24 protein-coding genes and 1 riboswitch are annotated in these 21,467 nt (G+C 70.5%); of the genes, 6 read left to right on the top strand and 18 right to left on the bottom strand.

The window, feature by feature from the left end; genetic code table 11:
• Position 1: 1 nt before the first annotated feature.
• The 7 genes from Phou_RS38965 to Phou_RS38940 form a co-directional block, all read right to left on the bottom strand.
• On the bottom strand, positions 2 to 772 hold the full coding sequence (locus Phou_RS38965; RefSeq protein ID WP_173067016.1) for an N-acyl homoserine lactonase family protein: 771 nt from the start codon (positions 770 to 772) through the stop codon (positions 2 to 4).
• Entirely contained in the window at positions 769 to 1,710 is a 942-nt protein-coding gene (locus tag Phou_RS38960) for a DUF6282 family protein (protein WP_173067013.1), read from the bottom strand. The genes Phou_RS38965 and Phou_RS38960 overlap by 4 nt, the downstream gene beginning before the upstream one ends.
• A 19-nt stretch (positions 1,711 to 1,729) precedes the next feature.
• Positions 1,730 to 2,644, bottom strand: a complete 915-nt coding sequence (locus tag Phou_RS38955) for an ABC transporter ATP-binding protein (protein ID WP_246274224.1) — start codon at positions 2,642 to 2,644, stop codon at positions 1,730 to 1,732.
• A complete protein-coding gene (locus tag Phou_RS53780) occupies positions 2,641 to 2,850 on the bottom strand; it encodes a hypothetical protein (RefSeq protein ID WP_246274222.1) in 210 nt (69 codons plus the stop codon). The genes Phou_RS38955 and Phou_RS53780 overlap by 4 nt, the downstream gene beginning before the upstream one ends.
• Positions 2,851 to 2,852: 2 nt before the next feature.
• On the bottom strand, positions 2,853 to 4,562 hold the full coding sequence (locus tag Phou_RS38950) for an ABC transporter permease subunit (RefSeq protein WP_173067010.1): 1,710 nt from the start codon (positions 4,560 to 4,562) through the stop codon (positions 2,853 to 2,855).
• 5 nt (positions 4,563 to 4,567) lie between these two features.
• A complete protein-coding gene (locus tag Phou_RS38945) occupies positions 4,568 to 5,590 on the bottom strand; it encodes an extracellular solute-binding protein (protein WP_173067007.1) in 1,023 nt (340 codons plus the stop codon).
• Between the two features lie 145 nt (positions 5,591 to 5,735).
• On the bottom strand, positions 5,736 to 6,515 hold the full coding sequence (locus tag Phou_RS38940; protein ID WP_173067003.1) for an IclR family transcriptional regulator: 780 nt from the start codon (positions 6,513 to 6,515) through the stop codon (positions 5,736 to 5,738).
• A gap of 243 nt (positions 6,516 to 6,758) precedes the next feature.
• Here Phou_RS38940 and Phou_RS38935 point away from each other — a divergent pair, with 243 nt between their 5' ends.
• Entirely contained in the window at positions 6,759 to 7,487 is a 729-nt protein-coding gene (locus Phou_RS38935) for an SDR family NAD(P)-dependent oxidoreductase (protein WP_173067000.1), read from the top strand.
• Between the two features lie 104 nt (positions 7,488 to 7,591).
• Positions 7,592 to 8,782 (top strand): AI-2E family transporter, encoded by a 1,191-nt coding sequence (locus tag Phou_RS38930; RefSeq protein ID WP_173066997.1) that lies wholly within the window; start codon positions 7,592 to 7,594, stop codon positions 8,780 to 8,782.
• Between the two features lie 360 nt (positions 8,783 to 9,142).
• Here the strand turns inward: Phou_RS38930 and Phou_RS38925 are convergent, their stop codons facing one another.
• A complete protein-coding gene (locus Phou_RS38925; protein ID WP_173066994.1) occupies positions 9,143 to 10,405 on the bottom strand; it encodes an aminotransferase class V-fold PLP-dependent enzyme in 1,263 nt (420 codons plus the stop codon).
• A gap of 15 nt (positions 10,406 to 10,420) precedes the next feature.
• Positions 10,421 to 10,539, bottom strand: a riboswitch (SAM riboswitch).
• Between the two features lie 41 nt (positions 10,540 to 10,580).
• Here Phou_RS38925 and Phou_RS38920 point away from each other — a divergent pair.
• The gene (locus Phou_RS38920) at positions 10,581 to 11,513 is read left to right on the top strand and encodes a quinone oxidoreductase family protein (protein WP_218579487.1); all 933 of its coding nucleotides are present in this window, start codon (positions 10,581 to 10,583) and stop codon (positions 11,511 to 11,513) included.
• Between the two features lie 10 nt (positions 11,514 to 11,523).
• Here Phou_RS38920 and Phou_RS38915 read toward each other — a convergent pair whose 3' ends face one another.
• Complete coding sequence (locus tag Phou_RS38915; RefSeq protein WP_246274219.1) at positions 11,524 to 12,699, bottom strand: PP2C family protein-serine/threonine phosphatase; 1,176 nt, start codon at positions 12,697 to 12,699, stop codon at positions 11,524 to 11,526.
• Positions 12,700 to 12,973: 274 nt separating this feature from the next.
• On the opposite strand from Phou_RS38915, the gene Phou_RS38910 reads away from it, so the two are divergent.
• Positions 12,974 to 13,264, top strand: a complete 291-nt coding sequence (locus Phou_RS38910) for a DUF4193 domain-containing protein (protein WP_173066988.1) — start codon at positions 12,974 to 12,976, stop codon at positions 13,262 to 13,264.
• A gap of 42 nt (positions 13,265 to 13,306) precedes the next feature.
• Here the strand turns inward: Phou_RS38910 and Phou_RS50750 are convergent, their stop codons facing one another.
• From Phou_RS50750 to Phou_RS51715, 3 genes are read right to left on the bottom strand one after another with little or no spacing between them, the layout of a single operon-like run.
• A complete protein-coding gene (locus Phou_RS50750) occupies positions 13,307 to 13,696 on the bottom strand; it encodes a hypothetical protein (RefSeq protein WP_178135004.1) in 390 nt (129 codons plus the stop codon).
• A gap of 24 nt (positions 13,697 to 13,720) precedes the next feature.
• Positions 13,721 to 14,284, bottom strand: coding sequence for a DUF429 domain-containing protein (locus tag Phou_RS38900; RefSeq protein WP_218579486.1), 564 nt, complete (start codon positions 14,282 to 14,284; stop codon positions 13,721 to 13,723).
• Entirely contained in the window at positions 14,235 to 14,411 is a 177-nt protein-coding gene (locus tag Phou_RS51715) for a DUF429 domain-containing protein (RefSeq protein WP_218579485.1), read from the bottom strand. Before Phou_RS51715 ends, Phou_RS38900 begins: the two co-directional genes overlap by 50 nt.
• A 121-nt stretch (positions 14,412 to 14,532) precedes the next feature.
• Here Phou_RS51715 and Phou_RS38895 point away from each other — a divergent pair, with 121 nt between their 5' ends.
• Complete coding sequence (locus Phou_RS38895) at positions 14,533 to 15,753, top strand: PQQ-dependent sugar dehydrogenase (RefSeq protein WP_173066985.1); 1,221 nt, start codon at positions 14,533 to 14,535, stop codon at positions 15,751 to 15,753.
• 27 nt (positions 15,754 to 15,780) lie between these two features.
• Here Phou_RS38895 and Phou_RS38890 read toward each other — a convergent pair whose 3' ends face one another.
• The gene (locus Phou_RS38890) at positions 15,781 to 16,443 is read right to left on the bottom strand and encodes a GNAT family N-acetyltransferase (RefSeq protein ID WP_173066982.1); all 663 of its coding nucleotides are present in this window, start codon (positions 16,441 to 16,443) and stop codon (positions 15,781 to 15,783) included.
• A 183-nt stretch (positions 16,444 to 16,626) separates the two neighbouring features.
• Between Phou_RS38890 and Phou_RS38885 the strand changes: the two genes are divergently transcribed.
• Positions 16,627 to 16,827 carry a DUF5957 family protein gene (locus Phou_RS38885; RefSeq protein ID WP_173066979.1) on the top strand — a complete coding sequence of 67 codons (201 nt, stop codon included), beginning with the start codon at positions 16,627 to 16,629 and terminating at the stop codon, positions 16,825 to 16,827.
• A gap of 52 nt (positions 16,828 to 16,879) precedes the next feature.
• Here the strand turns inward: Phou_RS38885 and Phou_RS38880 are convergent, their stop codons facing one another.
• From Phou_RS38880 to Phou_RS38865, 5 genes are all read right to left on the bottom strand, one after another.
• Positions 16,880 to 18,214: a hypothetical protein gene (locus tag Phou_RS38880; RefSeq protein WP_218579484.1), complete on the bottom strand. Its 1,335-nt coding sequence runs from the start codon at positions 18,212 to 18,214 to the stop codon at positions 16,880 to 16,882.
• 136 nt (positions 18,215 to 18,350) lie between these two features.
• A complete protein-coding gene (locus tag Phou_RS38875; protein ID WP_246274217.1) occupies positions 18,351 to 19,097 on the bottom strand; it encodes a sigma-70 family RNA polymerase sigma factor in 747 nt (248 codons plus the stop codon).
• 122 nt (positions 19,098 to 19,219) lie between these two features.
• Complete coding sequence (locus Phou_RS51710; RefSeq protein WP_218579483.1) at positions 19,220 to 19,441, bottom strand: hypothetical protein; 222 nt, start codon at positions 19,439 to 19,441, stop codon at positions 19,220 to 19,222.
• Positions 19,423 to 20,124 (bottom strand): NAD-dependent epimerase/dehydratase family protein, encoded by a 702-nt coding sequence (locus tag Phou_RS38870; RefSeq protein WP_218579482.1) that lies wholly within the window; start codon positions 20,122 to 20,124, stop codon positions 19,423 to 19,425. The genes Phou_RS51710 and Phou_RS38870 overlap by 19 nt, the downstream gene beginning before the upstream one ends.
• Before the next feature lie 170 nt (positions 20,125 to 20,294).
• On the bottom strand, positions 20,295 to 21,431 hold the full coding sequence (locus tag Phou_RS38865) for an amidohydrolase family protein (RefSeq protein ID WP_173066973.1): 1,137 nt from the start codon (positions 21,429 to 21,431) through the stop codon (positions 20,295 to 20,297).
• Positions 21,432 to 21,467: the final 36 nt, after the last annotated feature.

Raw genomic sequence — 21,467 nt, 5'->3', positions numbered from 1 at the left:
GCTACCTCCCGTCCACGCTGATCCGCACGGCGAGCCCGTCGTCGCCGGTCGCGGGAAAGCGCCGCATCACGTCCGGGTCGTGCCCCGCGACAAGGCGGCGCGTGCCGGCCAGGTCGCGCAGCAGCTGGAACGCCCCGTACATCGCCGGCAGGTCGGCGACGTGGGCGAACGGGCGGTCCCGGTCGAGCTCCTCGTAGTAGTGCAGGGCGTCGGAGGCGAGCACGACGTCCCCGACCAGCACGATGAGCTGGCCGGGCGTGTGGCCGCCGACCTCGACGAGCTCGACGCCGCCGGGCAGGGTGGTGCGCGCGTCCACGAGGGTGAGCCGGCCGGCGGCGTGCGCCACGCGCAGGGCGGCGACGTCCTCGGGTTCGGCGGAGCCGGCGAACAGCGGCTTGCGCCCCATCGGGCCGGCCCAGAAGTCGTACTCGCGCCGCGACATCACGAACGTGGCGGCGGGAAAGGCCCCCAGGTTGCCGATGTGGTCGTAGTGGCCGTGGGTCAGCACGACCGTGGTGACCGCGGCCGGGTCGACGCCGAGCCGGTCCAGGGCCCGCGCCGGCGGGCAGAGCATGGTGCGCCCGCGGCGCGCGCCGCTCGCCTCGTTGAAGCCGCAGTCGACGACGGTGGTGTGCCCGCCGTGCCGTACGACCCAGAAGTAGTAGTCCATGACGATGCCGGTGTCCGGCTCGCCGTACGTGTCGAAGTGCAGGAAGACCTCGCTCCTGCGGGTGGTGCGGGTGCCGTACCGCACCGCGAGGACCTCGCTCATGGCAGCAGCAGCTGTGCCGCGTTGGTACCGACCAGCTGCCGCGTCTGCTGCTCGGGGACGCCCGCGTCCAGCAGCCCCCGGATGGCCCTGCGGTAGAGGGTGACCGGCAGCGGGTTGGCCTTCTGCCCCGAGTCCGAGGAGATGACGGTCTGCCCGGCGCCGACCGCCTCGATGAACGCCAGCAGCTCACCGAAGTCGCGCCGGCGCTCCGGGCGGCCGAAGTACATGACCGCGCAGTGTTCGATGTAGACGCCCTGGCGCGCCCACGCGGCCGCCTGTTCGATCGAGGCGCCGACGACGAAGCAGGGGTGGTTGACGACAATGCGCTGGACGCCGGCCTCCAGCGCGGCGTCGATGAGCCGCTGCGACTCGGTGACGCCGAGGTGGCCGCAGGTCAGCACCGCCTCCTCGGCCGCGATCACCGACAGGATGTCCCGGACCTCCGGCAGGACCCGGCCGTTGTCGTCGAGGATCGACAGGATCGGCTGGGGGCGCAGCTCCACCTCCGAGGTGGGAAAGCCGGTGTCGTGGTCCTCGTGGTGCCGGACGTGGGCGGCGGAGGAGAGCGTGGGAAACCACACCATGCGGCCACCCATCCGCAGGGCCAGCTCGACGGCGTACGGGTTGAGCCCGCCGACCGTCCAGTTCAGGGCGATCCCGCCGAAGACCTCGATCGGCAGGTCGGCCAGGCCCGCCGAGCGCAGCGCCAGGATGTCGGTGACCATGCTGTGGTGGTGCGACTTGGCCACGATCGCGCGGAAGCCCGCCCCGGCCGCGTCGCGCGCGGCGTCAAGGATGCTCATCCGCCGCGGAAACGGGCTCGGTCCGGGGTGCTGGTGCAGGTCGACCGCGCCGACCATGAGGCGGTCCGCCTCCTCGTCGGGGAGCCGGCGGTCCGCGTCCAGCTCGGCGTCCAACAGCGAGAGCTCTGCGATCATGTGGCTTCCTTACTGTGCTTCACGGGGTCACCAGGACCTGGTCTTCGGGCCGCCAGTGGGCGACGACCCGGTCGCCCGGGTGGACTGCCGCCGGGATGCCGACGGGTAGTGCGGCGCAGCCGACGGAGCCGTCGCCGTAGGTCAGCTCGACCCGGTTGAACGTGCCGTAGAAGGAGACGTCGGTGACCGTCGCCTCGGCGGCGTTGGATCCGGACGGCACCGGCTCGCCCACCACGGCCAGGCGGATGCGCTCGGGCCGCACGATCAGGACCCGCTCGCCGCCTCCGTCCGGCTCGCGGACCGTCCACGTGCGATCGAGCCACTCGTAGGCGCCACCGGGGACGTAGCGGCCGGCGAAGACGTTCGACTCCCCCAGGAACCGGGCCGCGAACTGGGTCGTCGGCCGGTGGTAGAGGTCGGCGGGGGTGCCGATGGAGTCGATCCGCCCGCGGTAGAAGATGGCGATGCGGTCCGACAGCGTCATCGCCTCGTCCTGGTCGTGCGTGACGAACACGAAGGTGAGCTTCAGCTCGCGGTGCAGGCGCTTGACCTCGCGCTGCAGCGACTGCCGCAGCTTGCGGTCCAGCGCGCTGAGCGGTTCGTCGAGCAGCAGCACACTCGGCGAGAAGACCACGGCGCGGGCCAGCGCCACGCGTTGCTGCTGCCCGCCGGACAGCTCGTGCGGGCGGCGCTTGTCCATGCCGGCGAGGTCGACGAGCTCCAGTGCCTCGCCGACCCGCCTGGTGATCTCCTCCCGCGGCGTCCTGCGCTCGCGCAGCGGAAAGGCCACGTTGTCGGCGACGGACAGGTGCGGGAAGAGCGCGTAGTTCTGGAACACCATGCCGAAGTTCCGCTTGTGCGGCGGGAGCCCGGAGATGTCCCGGCCGTTGAGGCGGATGCCACCCGAGGTCGGTGTGGTGAACCCGACGATCATGTTGAGCGTCGTGGTCTTTCCCGAGCCGCTGGGCCCAGCAGGGTGATGAACTCCCCCGGTTCGATGTCGATGTTGACGTGGTCGACGGCCGGCGGCTCGTTGGCCCCGTACCGTTTGCACAGGTCCACCAGCTCGATGCGGCCCCCGCTGCTGGCCGCCACCGCGGGCGCCGGCGCCACCGCTCGCTGCTCCATCCGGGTTCTCACGGCTACCTACCTTTTCCGCGCCGCGCGCTGATGACCTGGGCCAGCAGGATGGGGACGCTCACGAGGACGACGATCAGGCTCGACGCGGCGGAGATCGTCGGATCGATCTGGATGGTGACGCTGTTGAACATCTGGACCGGGAGGGTGATCGCTCCGGGCGCCTGCAGGAACAGGGCGATCACGACCTCGTCCAGCGACGTCACGAACGCCAGCACCGCGCCGGACAGGATGCCGGGCAGCAGCAGCGGGAAGGTGACCCGGCGGAACGCGGAAAGCGGGCTTGCGCCGAGGCTCGCCGCGACGCCGGGCAGGCGCGCGTCCATCCCCTGCAGCCGGGCGGTCACCGCGATCACCACGAACGGCACGGCCATCGCGGTGTGGGCCAGGATGATGCCCAGGAGGGTGCCGTTGAGGCCCGCCTGCAGGAACGCGGCGAAGACCACCAGGCCGACCAGGATGTGCGGGACGATCATCGGCGCGAGCAGGAAGCCGGTGACCGCGCCGCGCCAGCGGGGGGCCAGCCGCTGTACGCCGAGCGCGGCGGTGGTGCCGAGGACGGTCGCGAGGACCGCGGTGAAAAGCCCCGCCTGGATGGAGTTGAAGATGGCGGCGGTCCACTGCGGTGAGGTGAACAGCCGCTCGTACCAGCGCAGCGACCAGCCGTCCGGCGGAAACTGGAAGGTGCTGCCTGAGGAGAAGCTCATCGGGATGACCACGAGCGTCGGCGCGACAAGCAGGATCGCCACGAGCACCGTGTGCACCTTGAGCCAGGGCCGTACCTGCGCCGGCTGGCCCTCCTTGCCGTGCGACCGGGCCGGCTGGTAGCCGGGGGCGACGGCGGCAAGGCGCTGTCCGGCCAGGCGGCGGCTCAGGCCGAGCACGGCGAGCGTGACAGCCAGCAGGAACACGCCCATCGCGCCGGCGCCGCCGAAGTCGAGCAGCTCCTTGGCGCGCACGTTGATGACCTGCGCGATCATCGCGTTGCGGGTCGAGCCGAGCAGGGCGGGCGTGACGTAGAAGCCCAGTGCCAGCACGAAGACAAGGGACACGCCGGCGATGACGCCCGGCATGGACAGCGGCAGGTAGACCCGGCGGAAGGCGCGTGCGCGCGGTGCGCCGAGGCTCTGCGCGGCGGCCAGCAGCCGCCGGTCGATCTGGTCCATCGCGCTGTACATGGGCAGCACCAGAAACGGCAGGAGCACCTGGGTCATCGAGATTCCGACGGCCAGGGTGGAGCCGAGCAGCGTGACGTCGCCGAACCCGAACGGCCGGAGCATCCGCTGGATCACGCCCTCGTCCTGCATCAGGATCATCCAGGCGAAGTTGCGCGCCAGCATGCTTGTCCAAAATGGAACGAGCACGATCGTCACCAGCACCGCGCGCATCGTCGGACCGACAAGCGTCATGGCGTACGCGTACGGGTAGGCCAGCAGCACGCCGACGAGCGAGACGACCAGCGCGACCAGCAGCGTGCGGCCCAGCACCCGCAGCGTGTACCCGTCGGTGAACAGCGAGGCGTAGTTGCCCAGGCCCGTCTGCGGCTCGGTGACGCTGTCCACGACGACGCTGAGCAGGGGCAGTACGAAGAAGACGGTCAGTGCGACCAGTGCCGGCAGCAGGAGCAGCCAACCGCTGGCCCGCCCCCGGCCGGCGCGGGCCGGCGCGAGGCGCCCCGTGGAGGGCGCCCCGGCCGTGGCTGTGTCGACAGCCATCCGCGTCAGCCGACCTTCCAGGCGGTCCAGCGCTTGACGACCGCGTCGGTGTTGTCGATCCACCACTGCTTGTCCTGCTCGACGAGCCGGCCGCGGTCGGGCAGGAACGCGTTGAACGCCTTCTGCTGCTCGGTGTAGCCGATCGACGTGACGTCGACCTCACTGCGGGCGGGCGCCGTGCCGGTCAGCTTCGCGTACGCGGTGGCCTGTGCCGGTTCGGTGACGAAGACGAGCATCTCCTGGGCGAGCTGCTTGTTCGGGGTGCCCTTGGGGATCACCAGGGCGCCGATGTCGGTGGTGTTGAAGTCCCAGACCGGCACGAGGTTGGCACCGGTCTGCGCCGAGACGATCGACCGCGCCGTCACGGTGAGCACCATGCTGGCCTGGCGGTCCACGAGCTGTTGCTGGATGGCGCCGTAACTGGGTGCGAAGACCATCGAGCTCTTGATCGTGTCGATCTTCTTGAGCGCCCGTTCGAGGTCGATCGGGTACACCTTCTCCGGCGGTACCCCGTCGGCGACCAGCGCGGCTTCGAGCAGTCCGGCCTTCGGGTAGTCGTAGACGATCCGCTTGCCGGGGAAGCGTTTGACGTCGAAGAAGTCTTCGATCTTCGTCGGCTTCTCGCCGGGGAACAGGTCGGCGTTGTAGCTGAAGATGTTGGCGTAGCGGTACGTCGGCACGAAGCAGTCACCTGTCGTGCCCGGCGGAAACTTGCTGCGGTCCAGGCCCGGGTCGTCGAGCTTTTCGAACAGCTCGCCGCAGTAGGCGCCGGCGTAGATCCAGCTCATGTTGGCCAGGTCCCAGATCGTCTTGCCCGCCTTGACCATGGTCCGGACCTGGGCGATCTCGGCGGGCGTGACGTTTGTGAACTGGGTGCCGGTCTGGGCGGTGAACGGTTCCTGCAGGGCCTTCTTCTCGTCCTCCTGGAACTGGCCTCCGGTGCTCGCCCAGGTGAGCTTCTGCTCGCCCGTGCCGCTGTCGCCGCTGTCACCACCCGCACCACAGGCGGTCACCAATAGAGCACTCACCGCAACCACTGTGACGAAACGAAACGTCCTCATTTATTTCGCCTTTTCTCGATCGGGAACCGCCGCGCGTTCCCGCTCACGGATAACCCTCTGGGCCGGCGACTTCCCGGTCAGTGCGTATTGATTGCCGGCGCCGGCCGCGGTGTCAGTCCGCCGCGCCTTCGAGCGGATTGCTCAACCGCCGGCTGATCGTTTCCGCGCCCGCGAGCAGCGCACGCGCCATCGGGCTGTCGCTCCCCTCGGGCACGAACTGTGCGATGCCCACAATGGCCAGCGTGGCGACGACCCGGCCGGCCGGATCCCGGACCGGCGTGGCCACCGCGCTGACACCCTCGGTACGGCTCGCCCGGAACGAGATCCCGGTCCGGCGAACCTCCGCCAACTCTTCTTCTGTCGCGTCCGCCGCGCCCGCGCCGAACCGGTACAGCGACTCGCCCCGGAAGGCCCAGAAGACGACCGCCTGGGCCGTGCTGGGGCCGAGCCGACTCCCGACCTTGATCGACACGTGCGCCGTCCGGCTGCTGTCCTCGTGCACCCGCGCCACGACCGGAGACTGGCCGTTCCACACGCTGAGCACGACCGTCTGGCGCATCCGGACGCTGATCTCTTCCATCACCGGCCCGGCCAGGTCGGTGACCCCGAGCCGGGACAGCGCCATGGTCCCCAGTTCGGCCAGCAGCACGCCGAACTCGTACCGGTTTCGGTCCCGCCGCTGCAGCAGGCTGTGGTTTTCCATTGACGCCAGGTACCGGTGGGCGGTGGACTTACCCACGCCCAACTCCTCCGCGGCCGACACCAGGTCGATGGTCCCGTTGGACGCCAGTAGCCGCAGCAACTGGACGACGCGCGAGACCACCTGGATGTCCCCACTGGCGATCTCCAGGCCGTCGGCGACGGGCCGTGGACCGCGGGACGTGTTGGCCATCGGTTTCCCTTCCTCGTCACCTCGGGCGCCGTCCCGCATTGCGGGGCGACCATCCAGCTATCCGGTACGGCGAATCTAGGTGATCACGCCGGAGGCCTGTCAAGGCCTTGAACAAGATTTCCGTCGGATTTCGCAGAAGTTAGATCTTGGGCAAGGCAGCACCTTGACGGGCCGGCCGCAGGGGCCTAGCCTCGCTGCTCATCCTGGATAGCAGGATGCCCACCCCGGCAGACGGGATATCGCATGGACCTGACCGCTGTCGTGACCGGCGCCGCCCGGGGCATCGGCCGCAGCGTGGTGACCCGACTGCGCGAGGCCGGCTACCGCGTGGTCGCGGTCGACATCTCGCCTTCCGTGGCCGAGCTGGCCGCGGACGGGATCGTGCCGCTGCAAGCCGACGTGTCGGCAGCCGAGGCGCCACAGGCCGCGGTCGACCGCGCGGTCGAGGCGTTCGGCCGGCTCGACCTGCTGGTCAACAACGCCGCCCGCTTTCTGCGGCGGCCGATCCTCGACACCACCGACGCCGACTTCGACAACCTCTTCGCCGTCAACGTCCGGCCCGCCTTCCGGTTCGCCCGCGCCGCACTGCCCCACCTGACCGGCACCGCCGGCTGCATCGTCAACGTCGCCTCGATCTCGGGCCTGGTCGGCATCGCCAACCAGAGCGTCTACGCGATGACCAAGGGCGCGATCGTCCAGCTGACCCGCCAGCTCGCGATCGAGTACGCGGGCCGCGGCGTGCGGGTCAACGCGGTCGCGCCGGGCGCCGTCGACACCGAGTTCATGGCCGAGGCCCGGGCGGCCGACGCCGACCCCGCCGCCAGCCTCGCCGTCACCCTGGGCAACCACCCGATCGGCCGCATGTCGACCGCCGACGAGGTGGCGCGGGCGATCGCCTTCCTGGCCGCGCCCGAGTCCGCCGGCATCACCGGCACGATCCTCAGCGTGGACGGCGGCTACGTGGCCCGCTGACCGTCTAGCCCGGTGTGGCCGCACCCCGACCGGTGCGCCGGTTCACTACCCTGCCGAACAGCGGCGGGACCGCCGCCCACCGAGCGAACGCGGAGGTACCCAGGGTGTCCGAGCAGGCGCCGACCATCACGCCCGGGCCGGACAGCCCGCCGGCCGCCGATCCCGTCCCCGCGCCGCGGCAGGCCGAGGCGGACTCCTCGCCGGATCAACCGGCCGGCGACGCGACCTTCGACACGTCCGGGCCGGGCCGGTTCGGCAAGCCGGGGGCGCCGCTGTCGCGGTCACCGTTCGTCATCGGGTTCACGGCGGGGCTGGGCCTGCTCCTGGCGTACACGATGTTTCTGCTCATCCAGGACGCCGCCTCGATCCTCATCCTCATCTTCATCGCGCTGTTCCTGGCGATCGGCCTCAACCCGGCCGTGGTCCGGCTGCAGCGCTGGGGCCTGCCCCGCGGCCTCGCCGTCGCCGCGGTCGGGCTCGGCGTCCTGGCGCTGCTGGCCGTTGGCGCGCTCGCGCTCGTACCGCCGGTGGTCACCCAGACCGGCGCGCTGGTGGAAAACCTGCCCGACTACATCGACCAGATGCGCCGCAGCGAGACCCTCCGTGAGCTGAACGAGCAGTACCAGATCATCGACCGGCTCCAGTCCGCCGCCACCGCCTCCAACATGACCAAGGCGGCCGGCGGCGTGCTCGGCGGCGCCCAGGTGGTCTTCGGAGCCGTCTTCAACATCCTCACCGTGGTCGTACTGACCATCTACTTCCTGTCCGCCTTCGACCGCCTGCGGCTCGGCGCCTACAAGCTCGTGCCCGCCTCCCGCCGCCCCCGGGTGCAGGCGATCGGCGACGAGATCCTGGCCAAGGTGGGCGCGTTCATGGCCGGCGCGCTCGCCATCGCGCTGATCGCCGGCGTGTCCACCTGGGTGTTCCTGATGATCGTCGGCGTGACGTACCCGTTCGCCCTCGCCGTGGTCGTCGCCGTCTGCGACCTCATCCCCCAGGTCGGCGCCACCCTCGGCGCCGTGGTGGTCAGCGCCGTCGCGTTCGCCACCAGCAGCGTCAGCGTCGGCATCGCCTGCGTCGTGTTCTTCATCGTCTACCAGCAGCTCGAAAACTTCGTCATCTACCCCAAGGTGATGCGGCGCGCGGTCAAGGTCAGCGACCTGGCCGCGATCCTCGCCGCTCTGCTCGGCATCGCCCTGCTCGGCGTGGTCGGCGCGCTGATCGCCATCCCCGCGGTCGCCGCCGTCCAGCTCATCGTCCGCGAGGTGGTGCTGCCCCGACAGGAGCGCGGCTAGCCATGCAAATCCAGGCACGCGTACCGCTGGTCTGCACCTACGACAGCGGCGCCGACGCGGCATCACCTGGACATCGAGGTTCGACAACGCGGCGTGGGCCGAGCCCATCGTCGAAGACCAGTAGCTCGCCCACAACTGGTCGGAGCCCGGCAGCCGCGCCGCGGGTGCATCTCAACCTGGGCGCACCGATGCGCCCAGGAACCGATCCGTGGCCCCATACGCGGCTGGCCGTACCTGGTGAAGGGCCGTCCCTCCAACGCCGCGCGGTCCGGGGGTTGGCCGGCAACCGCGGAGGGTGAGGCCGCGGGAGCAACGGTCCGGACCACCGCGGACATCGCGGTAGCTCGCAATATCGTCGGGCTATCTCGCTGTGAGCAGCGCCAATCCCTCATTGCTGGCCACCGACCCGGTCTCGGCGGACAGCGCGGCCACGACGCGGTCGATGTCGCTGTCCGTGGTGCCCAGGCCGAAGCTGATCCGCAGCAGGGCGGCCGGACCCGTGGCGCAGCCGCCCGGCCGCGTGGCGCCGGTCAGGCGGCGGGCGAGCGGGTGTGCGCAGAACTGCCCGGCGCGCACCCCCACGCCGTGATCCGCGCCGAGCCGGTCGGCGACCGTGGCGGCGTCGTGGTCGGGCAGCGCGAGGGAGACGATGCCGACCCGCGGGTGGGTGTCGCTGAAAAGGCTGACGGGCACGGCGGCCGGTACGTCCGCCAGGCCGGCCTGCAACCGTGCCAGCAGCTGCTGCTCGCGGGCGTGGAGGGCGTTCCGGTCGGCGGCGGCGAGGGCCTCACAGACCGCGGCGAGGGACACGGCGCCGAGCAGGTTCGGGGTGCCGCCCTCGTGGCGTGCCGGGCCGGTCGCCCAGGTCACGTCGCCGGCGTGGTCGCCCACGGCCGCGCTCGCGCCGCCGCCGCGCAGGTAGGGCTCGGCGGCGTCCAGCCAGTCGGCGCGGCCTACCAGCGCGCCGGCGCCGAACGGGGCGTACAGCTTGTGCCCGGAGAAGGCGAGGTAGTCGGCGCCCAGCGCGTCGAGGTCGACGGGCCGGTGCGGGGCGAGCTGCGCGGCGTCGACGGCCACGCGGGCGCCGTGGGAGTGGGCCACGGCGGCCAGGCGGCGTACCGGCCAGAGTTCGCCGGTCACGTTGCTGGCGCCGGTGACCGCGAAGAGCGCCGGCCCGGCGATTCCGGCGAGTGCCCGGTCGAGCAGTGCGACCGCCGTGTCCGGGTCGGGTGGCGTGGGGAGGCGTACCGCGTTCGGCCACGGCAGCAGGTTGGCGTGGTGCTCACCGTCGAACACGACCGTGGTGGTGCCGGCGGGCAGCGCGTGGGCGAGCAGGTTGAGCGCGTCGGTGGTGTTGCGGGTGAACACCACCGTGTCGTCCGATCGTGCGCCGGTGAAGTCGGCGACCGCCTGCCGGGCCCGCTCGTACTCCAATGTGGACCGTGCCGACCGCGCGCCGGCGCCGCGGTGCACGCTGCCGTACCAGGGCAGGAGTCGCTGTACCGCGTCGGCGGCGGCGCGGGCGCACGGCGCGGAGGCGGCGTAGTCGAGGTGGGCGAAGCGGACGGTGGCGCCCGACCGCAGCCGCACGGGCAGGTCGGCGCCGACGATGTCCAGCGTCATGGGGGTGACCTCCGAGGCTCACGCTTACCCGCGGCGCGGCTCGGCCGAGGGTCTGGTCGTCACCCGGGGCACCCCACCGTGAACACGAGGGTTGCCGGCCAGCGAGCCGGGGCTTGGCGCTGGCACTCTTGACCTTTCGCGATCATACAAGACCGCGGTGCGGGAGGATCGACCGGTGAAGTGGATAGCGCCCGCGTTCGGCGGGCCGGAAGTGCTCACCCTGGTCGAGGACGAGGTTCGGTCGCCCGCCGCGGGTGAGGTGACCATCGACGTACGCGCCGCGGGCGTCAACCCGGCCGACTACAAGCACCTTGCCGCCGCGCGCGGCCCCGACCGGCCGCTGCCGCTGAGCATCGGGTACGAGGTCGCCGGCGTGATCAGCGCGGTCGGGCCGGACACCACGATCGGGTCCGGCGGCGGCCTGATCGGCGACACGGTCGTGGCGTTCCGGATCAGCGGCGGCTACGCCTCGCGGGTGACCGTGCCGGCCAAAGACGTCTTCGCCAAGCCCGACACGCTGGACTACCCGGCCGCCGCCAACCTGCTGCTGGCCGGCACCACCGCCGCCGAGGCGCTGCACGTCACCGGGGTACGGGCCGGCGACACGGTCCTCGTGCACGGCGCCTCCGGCGCGGTCGGCGTCAGCGTGCTGCAGCAGGCGCGGCTCATCGGCGCCACCGTGGTCGGTACCGCGAGCGAGCACAACTTCGCCGTGGTGCGCGGCTTCGGCGCGGAGCCGGTGACCTACGGGCCGGGCCTTGTCGACCGCGTGCGCGCCGCCGCGCCGCGGGGCGTCACCGCGGTCATCGACACCGTCGGCACCGACGAGGCCCTCGACTCCACGGTGGAGCTGCTGCCCGACCTGGGCCGCGCGGTCACCATCGCGGCGTCGGAGCGCACCCGTGCGGCCGGCGTCACCGCGATCGCGGGCGCGCTGCCGGACAGCGCGGCGTTCCGGGACGCCGTCCGGCCCCGGCTGCTGGCCTTGGCCGCGCAGGGCAAGCTCGTCGTCCCGGTCGCCCGCACCTTCCCGCTCGAGCAGGCCCGCGAGGCTCTCGAACTGGTCCGCACCGGGCACCCCGGCGGGAAGATCGCACTGATCCCCTGAACCGGCGTTGTCAGGGCCGCAGGCCGGGCGGTAGGACGTAGCCGGGCGGCTGCCACTGCACCAGGACCGCGGTGGCGTCGTCCTCCAACTCCTCGAACTGGTGCTCCACGACGGCACGCACCAGCCGGCGCATGCTTTCCGGCGCCGGCAGCTCGTCGTTGAGGGCCCGCTGCACGAGGTCGAGGAGGCGGCCGAGGCCGAAACGCTCGCCGGCCTCGTTGTAGGCGTCGGTGACGCCGTCGGTGTAGACGAGCAGCCGGTCGGCGGGTTGCAGGTTTTCCTCGTGTACCGTCGGCTCCCGCCCGGTCAGGTGGTGCAGACCGAGCGGCAGGGCGGTGGGTCCGGGCAGCTCCTTGACCGCTCTGCCGTCGCGCAGCAGCTGGACTCCGGGATGGCCGGCGTTGATCGTGCGCAGGGTGCCGGTGATGTGGTCGAGCTCGGCGAGGACCGCGGTGGCGAACTTGTTCGGGTGCTGCGCCCGCAGCCAGGTGTCGATCGTGCCGGCGATGCCGACCAGGTCCAGGCCGCTTCGGCGGGCGTTGCGGTACGCGTTGATGGTCAGGGCGGCCAGCGTGCTGGCGGTGATCCCGTGGCCGCAGGTGTCGAAGAGCGCGAAGCTGAGCACGTCACCGTTGAGGGCGTAGTCGAACACGTCGCCGCCCACGTCGTAACAGGGCTCCAGGATCGCGGTGATCACCACGTCGTTGGTGCCGAACGTCAGCGGCGGCAGCAGCCCCCACACGACCTCGGCGGCGATGTGCATCGGCATCCGGCGGCGGGCCCGCTCCACGGCGTCGCCGTACGGCCGCCGGTTCTTGACCAGCTGGGCGATGTACCCGGCCACCTCGCCGCAGGCCGCCTCCACCTCGTCGTTGACCACCGCCGGGGAGACGAACTCCACCACGCCGAGCCGGTCGCATCCGTCGACCAGCGGCACCCACAGCCGGTCCGGTTGATCCGGCGCGTGCTGGACCTCCAGGCTCATGTACGCCCGGCCGGCCATCGTCGCCTCGATCGGCACGGCCGCGCCCGACCCGGCGGGCAGCGGCACCAGGCACACCTGGGGGTAGTCGGCCAGGTAGATCACGACGTCGACAGCACCGACCGCCGCGGCGGCCCGACTCACCAGGGCGGGCAGCGCGTCCGGCCCGACCTCAGCGACGGCCGTCCGCAGCGACCGGATCACGCCGGTCACCCCTACCGGCAAAGTCTGCGACACACCTCACCGTATGCCCGTCACGACCCGACCGCGACCTCAGCGGGCCTGTCGCCACTGGTCGCCACTTTTACGGATTGACGGGGCGCGGCAGCGCCAGCGGGGTATGGTTCGCGGCGATCGGCGTCCGTGGTCTCGACGTCCAGGTGGACGAGCGCCGGCGGGTTCGCTGTCGGCGACTCGCTGGCAGCGGAATAGACCTGGCCGGGCGGATGTTGCCCTACCGCCTAGAGGAGATGAGCACATGGCAAAGACTGACTACGACGCCCCACGCACCTCCCCCACCGACGACGAGGACAGCCTGGAGGAACTCCAGGCCAGGCGCGCGGCTCCGCGCTCCGGCGCGGTCGATGTGGACGAGGCCGAGCTGGCGGAGGCGTTCGAGCTACCCGGCGCCGATCAACTCGATGAAGAGCTGTCGGTCGCGGTGATCCCGATGCAGGCCGACGAGTTCCGTTGCTCACGCTGTTTTCTGGTACACCACCGCAGCCAGCGGGCCGCCGCCGGCGTCGACGTCTGCCGCGACTGCGCCTGACCGGTTTCGTAGCCCTCGCCGTCGACGGTCGGTGACCCGGCCTCAGGCAGGCCCGGGGCAGCCGCACCGCAGGGCGGGCTCGAGCTCGTCGGCGCGTTCATGCCGGATGGCGTGGGCCCGGTCGTAGACCTGTCGCAGCTGGTCGGCGGTCAGCCGGCGGGCGTCCCAGATCAGGGCGGCGGCCTCGGCCGGGTCCTGCAGGGTGAGGTCGTCCGGCACCGGCCGGTCGGCGATGATGAACAGGTCGCTGCGGTGCAGGCCGAGGGCGGGCGCTAGCCGGCGCAGCAGTAGCGGCTCAGGCTCGCCGCCGCCGAGCACCGACGTGACCGCTGTTTCGGCGACCTCTGCCCGCCGGGCCAGCGAGCCGGCATCGACGCCGCGCGCCTCGATCAGCCGGGCCAGCTGCACGTCAAAGGCCGGCGGCGCACTCATCGGCCATGCTACGGGCCGCTCGGCCTACACCCAGATCGCTGTGGGCCAGCCATCGGAGTACACGACGGGTGGATCCGGCAGCGGCGTCGCCGTGCCTTCGGCGACCCGGGCGGCCGTCCACGCCGCGGCGCCGGCGTCGAGCACGTCGTCGACGGCCGCCTGGCGTCCCGCTTCGCCGAGGTCGTCGGCAATCTCCACTCCGGCGTCGGCGAGCAGCCGCCGGCGATGGTGCACTCCCGCCCACGTGCGCTTGCCGTCCGGCAGCGGTGAGTCGGCCAGCCGCGCGAACGACACCTCCGGATGTACCTCCACCACCCGCCGGCCGGCGTCGCGGGCCCAGGCGTCGACCTCGAGGATCTTCGACCGCAGCCCGTACATCTGCGCGGAGAACCCTTCGCCGGCCCGCGCCCTGTTCACCTCCACGGCCGCGGCGTGGCTGCCGGCCTCCAGCGCCGCGCGGACCGGCGTCATGAAGACCGATGCCCGTCGGGGCCCCACCAGCTTGTACGCGAGCACGTCGGCCGTGCGCCGCCCGGTGTCAGGAAGGCCGATCGGGGATGTCGATGCCGACGACGGCGAGGTCGCCATCCAGCTCCACAGCGGCGACAAGCGCGGCGACCGTCGTGGCGACATGCACGGCAGTGGCGCCATCGCCCAGGACGACGCCGACCCAGCCCGCCTTGCAGGCGTCCACGCCGAGCACCCGTGCCGCCACCTGAACAGGGTATCGACGCGCGGTCACCATCCCACCCGACAGGTTGGATATTGGTGGCAATCGATGTATGTTGGGAGGGCTCCCAGATTGCGTCCTCCACACTGCTCGAGGAGCCAAAAACATGTCGCCAAGGCGTCGTCGCCCGGCCACCGTTCTGGTCGGCCTGCTCGTTCTGGCCCTGTCCACGTTCCTGCTGCCACCGGCGTCGAACGCCGGCACCGCCGCGGCCGGCCCGTCCCCCACCAGCGCGGTGCCGCTCACGGAGCTGACCGTGTCATTCGAACAGGTGGCATTCGGGCTGCAGCGCCCGATCGCGCTGACCGGGCTGCCGGACGGCCGGATGCTGATCGCGGAGAAGGACGGCACCGTCCGCGCCTACCACCCCGATACCGGGTTGGCGGCCGAGCCGGTGCTCGACCTGCGCGCCCGGATCGACACGTCGGACAACGAGCGCGGCCTGCTCGGCATCACGCCCGCGCCGAACTTCGCGCGCACCGGGATCCTCTACGTGGCCTACACGAGCCTGCCGGCCGGCGCGCTCACCCTGGCGCGCGTGCCCCTCGGCGCTCCCGCGCGGCTGCAGGTGCTGCTCACCCAGGAGCACGCCGAGTACGGCAACCACAACGGCGGACAGGTGGCGTTCGGCCGCGACGGCTACCTCTACTGGTCCCTCGGCGACGGCGGCCACGCGAACGACCCGTTCAAGGCCGGCCAGAACCTCGGCACACTGCTCGGCAAGATCGTGCGGATCGACGTCAACCGCACGTGCGGCGCCAGGCCCTACTGCGTGCCCGCCGACAACCCGTTCGTCCGCACCCGCGGCGCGCGGCCGGAGATCTGGGTGTACGGCCTGCGCAACCCGTGGCGGTTCTCCATCGACGTCGACAACTCGCTGTGGATCGGCGACGTCGGCCAGGGCCTGATCGAGGAGGTCAACCACATCCGCCCGTGGCAGCGCGGGGCAAACCTCGGTTGGTCCTGCCGCGAGGGCACCCCGGTCTTCGACCAGGAGCAGTGCCGGCCGGGCGTGCGGTACACCGACCCGGTCTTCGAGTACCCACACTTCATGACCGAGAGCTGCTCGGTGACCGGCGGCGTGGTCTACCGAGGGTCTGTCACCCCGGAGGCGCGGGGCACCTACATCGCCAGCGACTACTGCTCGACCCTCGCGTTCGTCGTGCGCCCCACGTCCACGGGCGCATACGAGTCCGCCACGATCGGCAACTTCCCCACCCAGCCGACCGCGATCGACGCCGACGTGCACGGCGAGCTGTACGTGCTCAGTGACCTCCCGGGCTTCATGAGCAAGGTACGGTTCGGGCTGGTCCAGCCGGCCCGCTGAGCTGCCTGGTGCGGTGGCCACCAACCTTCACCGGGTGACCGGCGGCCTTCGGCCGCTGGTCACCCGTGCCGGCGAAGCCGGCCATGGTTGGCGGCCGCACCAAAGGGACGGCCGCCTCTTGGCGGCCGTCCCTTCGCGAACGGTAGCCTGCCACTCCCGCCTCAGCAGTCCGTAGACCCACGAGTCGGAGACGTCGCCGTTGACGACGCAGTCTTCCCGCAGCGTCCCCTCACGCACGAAGCCGAGCTTTTCCAGCACGCGGGCCGAGGCCATGTTTCGCGTATCGGTCTCCGCCTGGACCCGATTCAGGTCCAGCGTGTCGAATGCCCACAGCAGCAGGGCGCCCGCGGCCTCCGTCGCGTAGCCCTGACCCCACACCGCATCGTCGAAGCAGTAACCCAGCGACGCACTGCGGTAGTCGGCATTCCAGCGGCTCAGGCCGCACCACCCGATGAACGCTCCGTCGGCGACACGATCCACGGCCACCCGCGCCCCGGTGCCGTCCTCCGCCATCTGCCGGCAGGCCGTGACGAACCGTTTGGCACGCGCGCGCCCGGTCCACGGTGGCGCGTCCCAGAAACGCAGGACGTGGGCGTTGCTGTGCAGCGCGAAGAGGTCATCCTCGTCGGCGTCGCCGAAGGGACGCAGCCGAAGGCGAGCGGCGTGCAGCGTGGGGGTGGCCAGCACCATGCGCGTCGTTCCCTCTCGTGTTGTGCCCCCACCAGCCGACCTCCGATGCCGGCGACGTGCAACGGGTTTCCCGGTGGGCGGGGACCGACGGGCCTGGCCACCTCGCACGCACACGCCATCGCTCGCATAGGTAGACACGCAACATGTATGGTGGGTACTTAATTGTCGTGAGAGGGGTGCGAGATGCGAACAGCAGCGGCGGCGGGGGTGGGCGGTGTGGCCGGGTTCGTCGCCGGGCTCATGCTCGACGTGGTCATCGGCGTGGGCGGCGTGGCGACCGGCGGCGAACCGGGCGGCATCAAATTCCTGCCGCTCGCGACAGCGGTCCTCGGCGCACTTGTCGCGGTAGCGGTCTCACTTCGCATGCGCCGCAAGATCCGCTGAGCACCGCGGGTCACCCACCGCCCTCACGGCAGCCGACCAACGCGTCAGCCGGTCAGGGGCAGGCGGCGAACAGCCGGCGCGAGCCGACCCCCGCGGCGTACGCGGCCGGGTCGCTGAACCGGCAGCCGTAGTCCGCGGCGGCCACCGAACGGCGGTCGACGCGGTCGCCGGCGGGCCTGTCGCGGTGCTCGACCCAGTCGACGAGGTCGTTCCACGCGGTGGCCGCCTCGGCGGGCGCGAACTCGCAGTGCCCGGTGGCCCGGATCGCCCGCTGCACGAGCAGCGCGCCGCGGCCGTGCCGGTCGACGTCGGCGCGGTACTGCTGCTCCATCGAGAACGGCACGAACAGGTCGCCGATGTTGTGCAACGACAGCACGGGCACGCGCGGCCTGCCCTCGATCCTCGGGACCTGGGTGAGGCGGCTCGAGAGCCGCTCGGCGACGCGGTCCGGCGCCACCCGCTGCACAGTCCGGTTGACGTTGACCGGGGCGTTCGGGGAGTACACCGTAAAGAGGTTTGTCGCGATCAGCCCCGGGTCGTGGGCGACGGTGTCCGACGCGGCGGCCGGCGCGCCCAGGCCGAACACGAAGTCCTTCCACTGCGCGAACGCGGCGGCGGCGCCCGGCCGTGGCCCACCGGTCAGGTTGACCACGATGTCGCGGAACTGGCGGCCCAGCGCGTTGGTGGGCTCGGGCGCCAGCGGGTTGATCGTCGCGATGCCGAGCGTGCCCTGGATCCTCGGCACGACCGAGGTCAGGTAGTCCGAGCCCGGCGGGTAGGAGCGGATGCCGGACAGCGCCTGCGCGGTGACCTGGAAGTCCAGGAAGTAGTCGATCAGACGTTGGTCGCCCATCACGCCGCAGAACGGCAGGCCGCCGGCATAGAGACTCGGGTACTCCTCCAGCGACCGGCCGACGACGTAACCGCCCATCGACGCGCCGGCCACATAGGTGCGGTGCGGGCGCCGCTCCAGCCTGCCGAACAGTTCGGTGAGCGCCTTGGTGCTCAGCACGCCGGCGCGGATGTCGAAGCCGTTGGCGTAGTAGGAGGACGCCGCCCACGCGTACCCCTGGTCGAGCAGGTGTTGGCGCAGGCCGAAGCCGGGCGGCTCGGTCGTCAGGACCGTGCCCTGGCCGCGGTAGCCGTGCGCCCACATGAGGAGCTCGCCGTTCCAGCTCGGTGGCACCTCGATGATGTAGGCGGCGTGCGCGTGGATGCCCTGGCGCACCCGGGTCGGCACGCCGCCGACCAGCGCCGGCGCCAGCGGTGGGTTGCTCACGGTGAAGCCGGGAAGCGGCTGGTCACCGGGCGTGCCGGTGCCACGCCCGCCGTCGTGGCCGGCCGCCGCCGGGACGGGCGCGGCCGTCACCACGAGAGCCGTGACCACAGAAGACACGAGGGTACGGAACACGAAAGCACTGCGCATCGTCGTGATCCTCCGCGAGGGAGACGGGGGTAACGCGACGGTAGGCCCGGCGCCGACGACTGTCAATATGCACTGACAGTGCGGAAACCGGGGTGGCTCAGCGCGTGAGACCTCGGAGCTTGTCCGGGTTGCCCTGCATGCGTACCCCGGTGATCCGCTCGCCGTCGAAGTCCAGGCAGATCGCGCCGGCCGGTTGCCCGTCGACCAGGCCGAGGATGGCCGGCCCGCCGTTGATGTCGGTGATCACGAGCACCGTGCCCTGCGTCTGCGGCTTGGCGAAGACGCCGAGCAGCCAGCGGGCGACGTTGTCGGCGCCTTCCAGTGGCCGGCGGGCCGCGGTCACCTTGCCGCCGCCGTCGGACCAGCAGACCACCTCGGGGGCCAGGAGCTCCATCATCGCGTTCAGGTCGCCCCCGGCACAGGCCTTGCGGAACCGGTCCACCGCTTCTCGGCGTAGCCCTTGGTCGACGTCGAAGCGAGGCCGGCGGGCCGCGACATGCGCGCGCGCCCGGGCCGCGGTCTGCCGCACGGTGCCCTCGGGCTTGTCCAGAATGGACGCGATCTCGCCGTGGTTGTAGCCGAAAACGTCGTGGAGCAGGAAGATCGCGCGTTCGGCGGGGGTGAGCGTCTCCAGGATGACGAGCATCGCCATCGAGATCGACTCGGCCATCTCGACCTCCTGACCCGCGTCGGGCGCGGTGAGCACCGGCTCGGGCAGCCACGGCCCGACATAGGTCTCGCGGCGCGCGCGGGCCGAGGTGAGTTGGTTGAGCGAGAGGTTGGTGACGGTCTTGACCAGGTACGCCCGGGGTTGGCGACCTGGCCGCCGTCGACGTCGCGGCACCGCAGCCAGGCCTCCTGCAGGATGTCCTCGGTATCGGCGACGCTCCCCGTCATCCGGTACGCGACGTCGAAGAGCAGCCGCCGATGCTCGGCGAAGACCTGGCTATCGATCATGGAAACAGGCTAGACCTGCGCGGACGCCTGGGCCCGCAGCCCCTCCAGCACCGTCGGGTACACCGGCTGCCACCCCAGCTCGCGGCGGGCCTTGTCGCTCGAGACCCGCATGGTGACGCCGATCATCAGGTGCATGTAGGGCGCGACCGCCAGCACCCACCGCGGCACGGTGAACGGCTTGGGCGTGCCGAACGTCGCCGCTATCGTCCGGATCAGCTGCCCGAAGCCCATGTGGTCGTCGACGATGTTGTAGGCCTCCCCGGCCGGCCACGTTCGACCGCCGCGACGACGGCGGCCGCCGCGTCCGTCAGGTGCGTCCACGGCGAGACGTGACCGTGGTCGTTGAAGGCCGGCATCTGCCGCTTCCGCAGCATGTGCACCATCGCGTCGGTGCCGCCCGGGCCGTAGAAGAACCCGTACCGCAGCGAGATCGCCTCCAATCCCGACTCCAGGGCCAGGCGCTCCTTCTCCCGCATCCCCTCCAGGTGCCGGTTGATGTTCGGGTCGCTCACCGGCACCCCGAACTCGTCGGCCTCGGTCAGCACCCGGTCGCCGAAGTCGCGGTAGCCGTAGCCGACGGCGACGTTTTCGCCGATGAAGCGGCGCACACCCGCGAGCTTGGCCGCCTCGATCAGGTTCGCCGTCCCCGCAACCCGCAGATCATCGGTACCGAACATCCCCTTGTGCGACATCGGCGGCTTCCGCAACGCGGTCGCCGCGTGCACCACGACGTCGGCTTGAACCCCGTCGAACGCCCGCAACAACCCGTCCCGGTCAAGCAGGTCGGCGCGGATCTCATTGCCCTCGCCGCGCCCCAGACCGAGCACCGTGTGCCCGGCACCGTTGAGCGCCTCGCGGATGTGCCGGCCAAGGACCCCACTAGCCCCGGCCACGATGACTGTCTGGCTCTTCATCTCGTTCATGGCCATGGGACAAGGCAGCCCCACGATCCGTTACACCCACGGACGTGACCCCCGTCACCTGTCGTCCACCCCCGGCTCGCGCGAGCTGCCGCCGGGACGGCAAGCAGGTCTCCGGCCGCCTTACAGCAAAGCATTCTTTCACTCCGGCCGACGCTGGCGCGTCACTTCACGGGCACTTTCATTCGAAACAGTTTCTCTGCATTTCGGAACGCGATCTTTTCCTTGTCTTCGCGTGGCAAATCGACTCCGCGGAACCAGTCGGTCTGCGCCTTTATGTCCGCGAACGGGTAGTCGGTTGCGAACATCACTCGGTCCACGCTTATGAACTTGAGCAGGAGATCGAGCAGTTCGGTCTGGGGGAATGCGCTGGTTGTGATCCAGAAGTTGTCCTGGAAGTATTGCCCGAAGGGCTTCTCGAGCGAGTTTTCGGTGGGCTCGCCCATGTCTTCGATGATCCGCTTGTAGTAGAAGGGAAGACCTTCGCCCATGTGACCGATGATGATTTTCAGTTTGGGGAATCTGTCGAAAACCCCGTACGCGATCATCCGAATGCATTGGGTCAGCACCTCCTGGTGCCAGCCATATCCAGACCCACTGAAAATGTAGTCTTGGAACTCTTCCGTGTATTTAGACCGTGTGGTGCTGTAGTAGATCTGGAAGACTTCGTCAGCTGGATAGCCGGGATGCAGGTAGATCGGCACATCGAGAGCTTGGGCACGTGCCAGCACAGGCTCGAAATCGGGATGATCGAGGTACTTCTTCGCGATGTGTCCGTTGGTCAGTGCGCCCAAGAAGCCATCTTCCTTAACCGAGCGTTCCAGTTCGTCCGCCGCCGCCTCCGGGCTCTGCAAAGGCAAGGTGGCGAAAGCCTGGAAGCGGCCCGGATATTTGGCGATTGGCCCGTCTACAAGTTGCCGGTTAAGGCGATAGGCAAGGTCGATGCCCCTTTTCTCAGGGACATTTTGTACGGACGGCGTATGAGCAGAGAGGATTTGAACGTTGAGTCCCCCCGCATCCATATCGCCGATGCGGCGTTCGCCTAGATCCGAAAGACCAATTTCCTCAAGGAACGCTATGTGATCCTTATTGATGGAGTTCAGCTTCAACAACGTGGGAGTCGTAAAGGTCTCCTCCGTGCCGATGAAGGGCAGGTCCCGGTCTCGCGATGCAATGTCCGGAGTCTTGTCCGGAGTCTTGTTCCCGTCCGCTGCCGAAACAGCGGCATACGTGGACAAGCCGGCACCAGCGCCAAGTGCTGTGGCAGCGGCTAGAAAGCCGCGGCGTCCCATGGACTTCATGTCAATCTCTCTTCAGGTGTTTGTGTGGTGTGGTAT

The sequence above is a fragment of the Phytohabitans houttuyneae genome (genome assembly GCF_011764425.1).
GTDB lineage: Bacteria > Actinomycetota > Actinomycetes > Mycobacteriales > Micromonosporaceae > Phytohabitans > Phytohabitans houttuyneae.
Note: the sequence above shows the minus strand (reverse complement) of the source record. Positions and strands in the feature narration are given on the sequence as shown.

What these genes read in the sequence shown, in the direction of transcription:
- Phou_RS38925 (WP_173066994.1), bottom strand. Translation starts at nt 10,405, where the DNA reads ATGACGCTGGACATCGTCGGCGCCGACCTGCCCGTGCGGCTGCGGTCG.
- Phou_RS38910 (WP_173066988.1), top strand. Translation starts at nt 12,974, where the DNA reads ATGGCAAAGACTGACTACGACGCCCCACGCACCTCCCCCACCGACGAC.
- Phou_RS38960 (WP_173067013.1), bottom strand. Translation starts at nt 1,710, where the DNA reads ATGATCGCAGAGCTCTCGCTGTTGGACGCCGAGCTGGACGCGGACCGC.
- Phou_RS38965 (WP_173067016.1), bottom strand. Translation starts at nt 772, where the DNA reads ATGAGCGAGGTCCTCGCGGTGCGGTACGGCACCCGCACCACCCGCAGG.
- Phou_RS38870 (WP_218579482.1), bottom strand. Translation starts at nt 20,124, where the DNA reads ATGAAGAGCCAGACAGTCATCGTGGCCGGGGCTAGTGGGGTCCTTGGC.
- Phou_RS38890 (WP_173066982.1), bottom strand. Translation starts at nt 16,443, where the DNA reads ATGGTGCTGGCCACCCCCACGCTGCACGCCGCTCGCCTTCGGCTGCGT.
- Phou_RS38955 (WP_246274224.1), bottom strand. Translation starts at nt 2,644, where the DNA reads ATGATCGTCGGGTTCACCACACCGACCTCGGGTGGCATCCGCCTCAAC.
- Phou_RS38950 (WP_173067010.1), bottom strand. Translation starts at nt 4,562, where the DNA reads ATGGCTGTCGACACAGCCACGGCCGGGGCGCCCTCCACGGGGCGCCTC.
- Phou_RS38935 (WP_173067000.1), top strand. Translation starts at nt 6,759, where the DNA reads ATGGACCTGACCGCTGTCGTGACCGGCGCCGCCCGGGGCATCGGCCGC.
- Phou_RS38900 (WP_218579486.1), bottom strand. Translation starts at nt 14,284, where the DNA reads ATGGCGACCTCGCCGTCGTCGGCATCGACATCCCCGATCGGCCTTCCT.
- Phou_RS51710 (WP_218579483.1), bottom strand. Translation starts at nt 19,441, where the DNA reads ATGGGCTTCGGGCAGCTGATCCGGACGATAGCGGCGACGTTCGGCACG.
- Phou_RS38895 (WP_173066985.1), top strand. Translation starts at nt 14,533, where the DNA reads ATGTCGCCAAGGCGTCGTCGCCCGGCCACCGTTCTGGTCGGCCTGCTC.
- Phou_RS38885 (WP_173066979.1), top strand. Translation starts at nt 16,627, where the DNA reads ATGCGAACAGCAGCGGCGGCGGGGGTGGGCGGTGTGGCCGGGTTCGTC.
- Phou_RS38940 (WP_173067003.1), bottom strand. Translation starts at nt 6,515, where the DNA reads ATGGCCAACACGTCCCGCGGTCCACGGCCCGTCGCCGACGGCCTGGAG.
- Phou_RS38865 (WP_173066973.1), bottom strand. Translation starts at nt 21,431, where the DNA reads ATGAAGTCCATGGGACGCCGCGGCTTTCTAGCCGCTGCCACAGCACTT.
- Phou_RS50750 (WP_178135004.1), bottom strand. Translation starts at nt 13,696, where the DNA reads ATGAGTGCGCCGCCGGCCTTTGACGTGCAGCTGGCCCGGCTGATCGAG.